Here is a 9037-nt window from a genome sequence, read left to right on the forward strand (position 1 = left end):
GGCGTCCCGCCACCTCGCCGGGTTGCTGAACGCCGACGTCCAGCGCCTCATGATCCGCAAGGTCGACATGGTCAACGACACCACCGTGGTCGACGTCCGGTTCACGCGCCTGCCGGACGGCTCCACCCCTCTCGACGACCGCATCGTCTCCCACGCCCCCGCCCACGCCCACGGCCTCGCACCCGCACCGTCCCATGGTCTGGGCCGGGTCGACAACGAGGCCGCGCGATGAGCTGGGAGCGACGCCTCGCGGCGCTGCCGGCCACGACGCTCGACGCGCTTCAGGCCGAGGCCGCGCTGCTCACCCGGGTGGACCGCAAGTACATCGTCGACGCGTCGACGTGGGACCGCGCGCTCGCCGGCGTCGAGGGCCTGCGTGCGCTCGAGATCGACGGCGAGCGGAGCTTCGGCTACTCGTCCACCTACTACGACACCCCGCGGCTCGAGTCGTATACGGCGGCCGCCCGCAGGCGCCCGTCGCGCTACAAGGTCCGCACCCGCGAGTACCTGGGCACCGGCGACCGCGCCATCGAGGTGAAGCTCCGCTCGGCCCGCGGCGAGACGGTCAAGCATCGCGAGTGGCTCGCCGCCGACGCCCTGCGCGACGGCCGTGTGGACGGCCACGCGCGGGAGTTCGTCGCATCGTTCCCGCTGGTCGCCGGCGCCGTCGACGATCTCCGGCCCGTGCTCACCACCCGCTACCAACGGTCCACGCTCGTGGGCGACGGCGTCCGCGTGACCATCGACCGGGATGTCACCGGCACCGATGCGGCGGGCAACCGGGTGGGCTTCGGCGACGCGCTCATCGTCGAGACCAAGTCCGCGCATCGTGCCGGCGACGTCGACCGCGCCCTGTGGGCGCAGGGCGCCCGCCCCGCCCGCATCTCCAAGTACTGCACCACCCTCGCGGCTCTCCAGCCCGGGCTGCCGTCCAACCGCTGGACGCGCACCCTCCGCCGCCACCTCAACCCGTCCGCCGTCCTGGCGGCATGAAAGGCCCTGACATGCGCAAGCCCACCCTCCTGTTCGCCGGCCTCCTGACCGGCACCCTCATGCTCGCCGGCTGCACCGCGACCGGCACCGCCACCGACACCGCCACCGGCGACGCGACCGCGACCACCACCACGGTGGAGGAGGCGCAGACCGTCTCCGCCTCGACCGACGCTCTCACCGAGGTCTCCTACGAGGAGCTGGGCGTCAAGGACGTCGACATCCCGTTCGACGAGTCCGCGGCGGTCGCGATCTCCCTGTCCGACTCGGGCTCGACGGGCGGCGACGGCGTCACCGTCGCCGGCGACGTGGTCACCATCACGGCCGGGGGCACGTACGTGCTGTCCGGCACGCTGTCCGCCGGCCAGGTGGTGGTCGACACCGAGGACGAGGACGTCAACCTCATCCTCGACGGCGTCGACATCACCTCCTCCGACACCGCGGCCCTCGACATCGAGGGTGCGGACGAGGTGGTGATCTGGCTCGCCGAGGGCTCGACCAACAGCCTGGCCGATGCGGCGGGCGCCACCGCGTCCACCGACGCGGAGTCCGGCGTCCCCAACGCGACGCTGTACTCGACGGCGAACCTGTGGATCGCCGGTACCGGGTCGCTCGCCGTCGACGCCGTGGCCGAGGACGGCATCACCTCGAAGGACGGGCTCGTGATCGACAGCGGCACCATCTCCGTCACCGCGGCGGACGACGGCATCCGCGGCAAGGACCACCTGGTCATCTCCGGCGGGGACATCACGGTCGACGCCGGCGGCGACGGTCTCAAGTCCAACAACGAGGACATCGCCAACGACGACGGCGAGGCCGTGGGCGTCATCTGGATCTCCGGCGGCACCCTCGACGTCACCGCGGCCTCGGACGCACTGGACGCGGCGCGGCAGGTGACGGTCGAGGGCGGCGACCTCGCGCTCGCGGCGGACGACGACGGCATCCACTCCGACGGCGTGCTCCACGTCTCCGACGGCTCCGTCGACATCTCCACGTCCTACGAGGGCCTCGAGGGCGGCGTCATCATCCTCAGTGGCGGCACCGGCTCGATCACGTCCTCCGACGACGGCGTCAACGTCAGCGGCGGCAGTTCCTCCGGGGGCGGCATGGATGCCGGCGGCATGGGCGGCACGCGCCCTGACCGCGGCACGGGCATGCCCGGCCAGGACACCGGCGCCACGGACGGCGCCGTCACCGACGGTGCGACCACGGGCACGTCCACCGGCACCTCGACGGCGACCACCGACTCCGCCACCGCGGTCACGGCGGCCTACACCACCGACACCACCACCGCATCGTCCGACGGCGCCACGGACGCGACCACGGTCGCCGGCGGCGGCATGGACCAGGCGGTGGAGGGCCGGTACCTCGAGATCACCGGCGGCACCTGGTACATCGACGCCGACGGCGACGGGCTGGACTCGAACGGCAGCGCCAGCATGACCGGCGGCACCGTGGTGGTGGCCGGCCCCACCGGCAACGGCAACGGGGCGTTGGACGTCAATGGCACCTTCGACATCAGCGGCGGCACGCTCGCCGCGGCGGGCTCGTCCGGGATGCTGGTGTCGCCCGATGCGGCGGGTGACCAGGGCGTGCTCACCGTCGCCTTCGCGTCGACGGTCGCCGAGGGCACCGTCATCACGGTGACGGACGCCGACGGCGAGCACGTGGCGTCCTTCGTCACCACCAAGTCAGCGCAATCGCTGGTTCTGTCGACGCCTGGGATCGTGACCGGCGATTCGTACACCATCAGCGTGGGCGGCACGGTGAGCGGCGACGACGTCGACGGCCTGGTGCTCGACGGCACCTCGACCGGCGGCGACCAGCTGGGCACGGTGACGGCCAACTAGCCCCCTACACCCCTGACACTGCGCACGGAGTTCGGTGCGACGCGCGGCGGGAATCCACCCAGATGGGTGTTCCACCGGTGTGTCGGCTCGGGATCCGTGCGCACTGTCATGCGGGGGCGCCGGGGGCGCCGGGGGCGCCGGGGGGCGGAGGCGGACGGCGTCAGGTGGCGCCGTCGGCCCCCACCAGGAGGCTCGCGAACGCCTCCGCGGCGGGCGCCGCATCGTGCGGCAGCGCCACGAAGATCTCCCGATACGTCGGGGGCCGGGTGGGAACCGCGACGATGCCCGGGATGGCCGGGCTCGCATCGAGCGCCATGCGCGTGAGCAGGGCGACGCCGAGTCCCTCGGCGATGAGGCGCTGCGCCGCGATGTAGTCCTCGGTCACGAACGCGATGTTGGGCGCGAACCCGGCCTCCTCCGCATGCGCGACCAGGTGGGTCCGGCACCGCAGGCAGCCCGAGATCCAGCGTTCGTCCGCCAGCGCGGCCATGTCGACCCGCGCGCGCCCGGCGAGCGGGTGGGAGTCGGGCAGGATCGCGAGGTACTCGTCCCGGCCCAGCGCGCTGGTGGGCACGTCCACCGGCGCGGGCGTGGCCGCGTCCGCGAAGCCCACCACCAGGTCCGCGAGGCCGGTGCGCAACAGCTCCAGCGCATCGTCCGTCTCCGTCTCGGCGAGGCCGATCTCGACGCCGGGGTACGTCTGCGCGAACTGCGCCAGCGGCCGCGGCAGCACGGTGGCGCAGAACGACGTGAAGGCGGCGATGCGCAGCCGCCCCACCTGCAGGTCGGAATGCCGATGCAGGCAGCGCTCGGCGTCCTCGAGGCTCGCGGCGATCACGTCCGCGTGCTGGAGGAGCGCCTCGCCCGCCGGGGTCATGCGCGTGACGCGGCCCGCCCGCACCGTGAGCGGCACGCCCGCCCGGCGCTCGAGGGCCCGCAGGTGGTGCGCGACGGTGGGCTCCGACAGCGTCAGGGCGCGGGCCGCGGCCGCCTTGGAGCCATGGCGCGCGACCTCGCGCAGGATGAGGAGCCGCTCGACATCGATCACCAGACCATCATCTCATCGAGGTCTCGATGTTGAAAGCACGGTCTTGTTGGCTGTGGAGCCGGAGGTCACCATGGAGGCATGCTGGAGATCGCCTCACACTGGACCCGCGTGCCGGGCTACCTCGACACCCCGTCCTACGGGCTGCCCGCCCGCGCCACCGCCGACGCCCTGCGTACGGCGGTCGACGCCTGGCAGTCCGGAACGCTCGACCTGGCGGTGATCGACCGCGCCGTGGAGCGCATGCGCGCCGCGTACGCGACCCTCGTCGGGGCCGCGCCGGCCGATGTCGCCTTCGCCGCCTCCACGTCGCAGGTGGTCGGCATGGTGGCCGCCTCGCTCCCCGACGGCGCCCGCGTGGTGGTGGCGGACGGCGACTTCGCCTCGGTCTGCTTCCCCTTCTTCGCCGATCCCCGGCTTGACGTGAAGGTGGTGCCCCTCGAGCGCATCGTCGCGGAGACCCGCCCGGGCGTCGACCTGGTCGCCGTCAGCGCGGTGCAGTCGTCGGACGGCCGCGTGGCGGACCTCACCGGGCTGGCGATGGCCGCGCGCGTCGGCGGCGTGCGCACCCTGGTGGACGCGAGCCACGCCGCCGGATGGCTCCCGCTGCACGCCCGCGACTTCGACGTGGTGGTGTCGAGCGCCTACAAGTGGCTGACCACGCCGCGCGGGATCGCACTCGCCGCGATCCACCCCGACGCGACGTGGATCCGGCCGGTGAGCGCGAGCTGGTACGGCGCGGACTCCCCGTGGGAGTCGCTGTACGGTCCCGAGATGAACCTGAGCCGCAGCGCCCGCCGCCTCGACACCTCGCCGCCATGGCAGCTGGTCGAGGCCGGCGCCACGGCGCTCGAGCTGCTGGTCGCCCAGGGCGTGGACTCGATCTATCGCCACAGCGTGGGCCTGGCGAACGCCTTCCGCGAGCGCGTGGGACTCACCGCAAGCACCAGCGCCATCGTCGCCGTGGACGGGGTGGACCCCTCCGCACTGCGGGCGGCCGGGATCCGCGCCTCGGCGCGCGGCGGCCGGGCCCGGATGGGCTTCTACCTCTACAACGACATGGCCGACGTGGACGCGGCGGCGCGAGCCGTGCTGGCGCGCGTGCCGCAACCCGCCTGACCGGTCCTCGGCGTCACTCCGAGAGCTGGGCGCCCAGCTCCTTCGAGCGCGCCACCGCGGCGTTAGCCCCCGCGGAGATCACCCCCTGCAGGCCCGCATTGGCCATGGCCTCGAGCGCGGCCAGCGTGGTGCCGCCCGGGGAGCTCACGCGGCGGCGCAGCTCCTGCGGCGTGTCGCCCGACTCGACCAGCAGCCGGGCGGCGCCCACGAACGTCTGCTGCGCGAGCATCGTCGCCATCTCCCGTTCCAGGCCCTGCATGACGCCGGCCTCGGTGAGCGCCTCGACCATCGCGTAGAAGTAGGCGGGCGCGGAGCCGGCCACGGCGATGACCGCGTCGATCAGGGGCTCGTCCACCCGCACCACCAGACCGGTGGCGCGCAGCATCCGCTCCGCCAGAGCCAGGTGCTCCTCGGTGGCGTGCGTCCCCGCGGAGATCGACGTCGCACCGGCGCCCACCACGGCCGGCGTGTTGGGCATGGCGCGCACCACCGGCGTGCCCGCCGGCAACCGAGCCTCGTAGAACGATGCGGGCAGCGCCGCCGCCACCGTGAAGACCAGCGTGCCCGGCTCGAGGGCATCCGAGAGCTCCGCGAGCACCGCCGCCATCTGCTGGGGCTTGACCGCGAGGATCGCCACTCCTGCCCCGGCGACGGCCGCCCGGGCGTCCTCCGCCAGCGCCACGCCGTGGGAGGACGCGAGCACGGCGCGTCGCTCGGGATTACGGTCGACCACGGTGATCGCCGCGCCCGGCCAACCCGCCACGCACAGCGCGGAGACCAGGGTGCCGCCCATGACGCCGCCGCCGATCACGGCAATGGTGGGGTGGTCGGAGGACGGGACGGAACCTTCGGAGCTCATGCCTCCAACCTAGCGCGAGACCGCGACGCCGCCGCGGCCCACGGTGGGGTCAACCCTCGAGATCGAGCTCGCCCTGGAGGTAGCGCTGGAGGGTGGGTCCGTAGACCGCGACCAGCTCCGCCCGCGACGCCTGCACCACCGCGGGCACCCCGATCAGGTACCGGGCGGCGGCGAGTCCCATCAGCTGCGACGCCGCGGCGCCGGCGCGCATCTCCTTGTGGTCGTCGCGCGCGAGCCGCAGCACGACGTCCCGGATCAGCACGGTCTGGACGGCGCTTGCGACCTCTGGCGTGGTCATCGCGGACAGCAGGATGCCGCGCATCCGGGGACCCAGCGACGGATCGTCCCAGAGTTCGAGGAATAGCGCGATGAGCCGCGTGCCCACCTGGTCGCGCGGCGCCGAGACCAGCGCGAGCAGTCGAGCGTCGTCGGGCTGGGCCGGCCGCATCGCCGCGATGAACAGCTCCGCCTTCGAGTCGAAGTAGTGGCGCACCAGGGCGGGATCGACGCCCGCCGCGCGGGCGATGGCGCGCATGGAGGTGCCGGCGTACCCGTGTTCGGAGAAGCCTGCCGCGGCGGCGACCAGGATGTCGCCGCGGGTATCGGCACCCGCCCCGCGCGGGCCGCGGCCGCGCCGTCGCTCGGGTCCCGGCGCGGTGGTCACAGGCCGAACGCCGCCACGAAGTCGACCACGGCGGCCGTGGGCCCGACCGCTTCGAAGTACACCGCATCGTGCGTCCACATGATGCGCGTGTTGGTGCCGCCGGTCCGCTCGGCGCGCTCACCCACGACCTCCCCGCCCACCGTCATGTCCTCGATGGTCGCGGTCCCGGCGGCGCGCGCCAGCGCCGTGTTCGCATCGTCCGCGTTGTAGAGCTGGCGCGCGTCGAGGACCACTTCGTCCGTGCCGTCGCTGTAGGTGAGGGTGTGGGACTCGGCCACCCGGGCCGGCAACGCCGTGTCCGCCAGCGGATCGTTGGTCACCACCCCGGTGAGCGCCCAGTCGCCCGCGGTGGTGGGAAGCGCGGCGAGGAACGGCGTGGGGTTCTCGGGCGTGATCGGCTCGACGGCTCGCGGCTGCTCGCTGGCGGCGACCACCACGCGCTGCGTGGGCAGCTCGATGGCCGCCGGGCTGAGGAGACGGAACCCCACGTAGACCAGCGCCCCCATGATGAGCAGGCCGATGAGGATCAGCGGCAGCGCGCGGCCCGGACGGCGCGCGCCCGAGGCTCCCACGGGACGATGCGGCGCCTCCGCGGAGCCGTCGCCGTCGCCCGCCGTGATCGCGGGGTCCCCCGCAGCGGCCGTCCCGGCGGCAACACGCGGCCGGTACAAGGGGGTGTCGCCCTCGGGGATCGCGGCGTCCGCGAGCGGACTCGGGCGGTCCGGGGACTCGCTGATGGGTTCGTTCTCGCCGATCAGGCGCGGCGCGCCCGCGGGCGTGCGGAGCGAAGAGACGGCCGCGAACGTGGGGACGAACGCCGACTCGCTCGCGGAGAAGGGGAGCTCGACGGGCTCCGGAGTCCCCGGCACGATGGGCACGCCGCCCAGGGGGGTGGGGGCACCCCGCGCGGACAGCGCGGCGTTGGCGGCGGCCGAGTCTCCCAGGCGCTGGACGGCCGTGCGCGGGGCTCCCGCGGGCACCGAGTGTTCGGGGCCCGCCTCGAGCGGAGACCGGGGCTCGGGCAGGATCTCTGAGGCGGGCGGGCCCGTGATGGGCGACGTGACGTCGTCGGTGTCGAAATCGACGTCGATCGGCACCGGGGTCGGCGCCGCCGCGCGGCCCCGTGGCGTGGTGGGCTTCGACGGTGCGACGCCCACGATCTGGTCGAACGTCGGGGCGTCGGACGGGGCGTCGCCAGCGGCGCGGTCGGGCGTCATGCGCTCAGCCTAGGCGCGGGATGCGACACCACCCGAGGCTGACACGCGTGGGTGTCGGAGGCCGCGGGTAGCGTGTGCGCATGGCCACCGCTGCGCGCAAGACCTCACCCGGGTACCGATGCACCGAGTGCGGCTGGACCGCGGTCAAATGGGTGGGCCGGTGTGGGGAGTGCCAGCAATGGGGCACGGTGATGGAGACCGGCGCCGCACCCGCCGGTCCGGCGACGCGCGCCACCACCGTGACGTCACCCGCGGTGCCCATTCCGGAGATCTCGACGCTGGCGACCGCGCGCGTCGCGACGGGCGTGGGCGAGTTCGACCGCGTGCTCGGCGGCGGGCTGGTACCGGGCGCCGTGGTGCTGCTCGCGGGGGAGCCCGGGGTCGGCAAGTCGACGCTGCTGCTCGACGTCGCCGCGCGAACCGCCAGGTCCGGCGGGCGCGTGCTGTACGTGTCCGGCGAGGAGAGCGCGGGCCAGGTGCGGCTCCGTGCTGAGCGCATCGGCGCGCTGGAGGCCTCGGTGCTGCTCGCCGCGGAGACGGACCTGGGGGCGGTGCTTGCGCACCTCGACCACGCCGAGCCCAGCCTGGTGATGATCGACTCGATCCAGACCATCGCATCGTCCCAGGTGGACGGCACGCCGGGCGGTGTGGGGCAGGTGCGGGAGGTCTCCTCCGCACTGATCCAGGCGGCCAAGACGCGCGGGATCCCCATGGTCCTGGTGGGTCACGTGACCAAGGACGGCTCGGTCGCCGGTCCCCGGATCGTCGAGCACCTGGTGGATGTGGTGTGCCACTTCGAGGGCGATCAGCACAGCCCGTTGCGGCTGCTGCGCGCGCTGAAGAACAGGTTCGGATCGGTCGACGAGGTCGGATGCTTCCAGCTGGTCGACTCCGGCATCGAGTCGGTGGCGGATCCGTCGGGGCTGTTCTTGTCGCGGGACGCGGAGTCGGTACCCGGCACCTGCCCCACCATCACCATCGACGGCAAGCGCCCCCTGCCCGCGGAGATCCAGGCCCTGGTGGCGCCCAGCGCGCTCGCGAATCCTCGCCGCGCCACCTCGGGCGTCGACGGGCCCCGCGTGGCGATGCTGCTCGCGGTCCTGCACCGGCGGGTGGGTCTCGCCGTGGCCGCGGACGACGTCTACGTGTCGACCGTGGGCGGCGCGCGGGTGACCGAGCCCGCGGCGGATGTGGCCCTCGCCCTGGCGCTGGCCTCGGCGCGTGCGGACCGGCCGGTGCGCCGCGGGTGGGCCGCCGTGGGCGAGGTGGCCCTGTCCGGGGCGGTGCGCCCCG

8 protein-coding genes and 1 pseudogene are annotated in these 9037 nt (G+C 73.9%); 5 read left to right on the top strand and 4 right to left on the bottom strand.

Translation table 11 applies throughout. From position 1 onward, the window contains the following. From Q0L54_RS08240 to Q0L54_RS08250, 3 genes and pseudogenes are all read left to right on the top strand, one after another. Nucleotides 1-232: pseudogene (locus Q0L54_RS08240) on the top strand (hypothetical protein); the annotation flags it as partial. Beyond that, nucleotides 229-993, top strand: a complete 765-nt coding sequence (locus Q0L54_RS08245) for a polyphosphate polymerase domain-containing protein (RefSeq protein WP_296667024.1) — start codon at nucleotides 229-231, stop codon at nucleotides 991-993. The pseudogene Q0L54_RS08240 and the gene Q0L54_RS08245, both read left to right, overlap by 4 nt. Nucleotides 994-1004: 11 nt before the next feature. Further along, nucleotides 1005-2840, top strand: coding sequence for a carbohydrate-binding domain-containing protein (locus Q0L54_RS08250; RefSeq protein ID WP_296667026.1), 1836 nt, complete (start codon nucleotides 1005-1007; stop codon nucleotides 2838-2840). A 160-nt stretch (nucleotides 2841-3000) separates the two neighbouring features. Here the strand turns inward: Q0L54_RS08250 and Q0L54_RS08255 are convergent, their stop codons facing one another. After that, the gene (locus tag Q0L54_RS08255) at nucleotides 3001-3888 is read right to left on the bottom strand and encodes a LysR family transcriptional regulator (protein WP_296667031.1); all 888 of its coding nucleotides are present in this window, start codon (nucleotides 3886-3888) and stop codon (nucleotides 3001-3003) included. Between the two features lie 78 nt (nucleotides 3889-3966). Between Q0L54_RS08255 and Q0L54_RS08260 the strand changes: the two genes are divergently transcribed. Next, nucleotides 3967-5004: an aminotransferase class V-fold PLP-dependent enzyme gene (locus tag Q0L54_RS08260; RefSeq protein WP_296667034.1), complete on the top strand. Its 1038-nt coding sequence runs from the start codon at nucleotides 3967-3969 to the stop codon at nucleotides 5002-5004. A gap of 13 nt (nucleotides 5005-5017) precedes the next feature. Here Q0L54_RS08260 and proC read toward each other — a convergent pair whose 3' ends face one another. From proC to Q0L54_RS08275, 3 genes are read right to left on the bottom strand one after another with little or no spacing between them, the layout of a single operon-like run. Continuing rightward, complete coding sequence (gene proC, locus Q0L54_RS08265; protein ID WP_296667038.1) at nucleotides 5018-5863, bottom strand: pyrroline-5-carboxylate reductase; 846 nt, start codon at nucleotides 5861-5863, stop codon at nucleotides 5018-5020. A 49-nt stretch (nucleotides 5864-5912) separates the two neighbouring features. Next, entirely contained in the window at nucleotides 5913-6527 is a 615-nt protein-coding gene (locus Q0L54_RS08270) for a TetR family transcriptional regulator (RefSeq protein WP_296667041.1), read from the bottom strand. After that, on the bottom strand, nucleotides 6524-7744 hold the full coding sequence (locus Q0L54_RS08275; RefSeq protein WP_296667044.1) for a hypothetical protein: 1221 nt from the start codon (nucleotides 7742-7744) through the stop codon (nucleotides 6524-6526). Before Q0L54_RS08275 ends, Q0L54_RS08270 begins: the two co-directional genes overlap by 4 nt. An 80-nt stretch (nucleotides 7745-7824) precedes the next feature. Between Q0L54_RS08275 and radA the strand changes: the two genes are divergently transcribed. Beyond that, nucleotides 7825-9037: DNA repair protein RadA (radA, locus tag Q0L54_RS08280; RefSeq protein WP_296667046.1), on the top strand; the 1213-nt coding region annotated here is incomplete at its 3' end.

This window comes from Demequina sp., from assembly GCF_024642165.1.
Classification (GTDB): domain Bacteria; phylum Actinomycetota; class Actinomycetes; order Actinomycetales; family Demequinaceae; genus Demequina.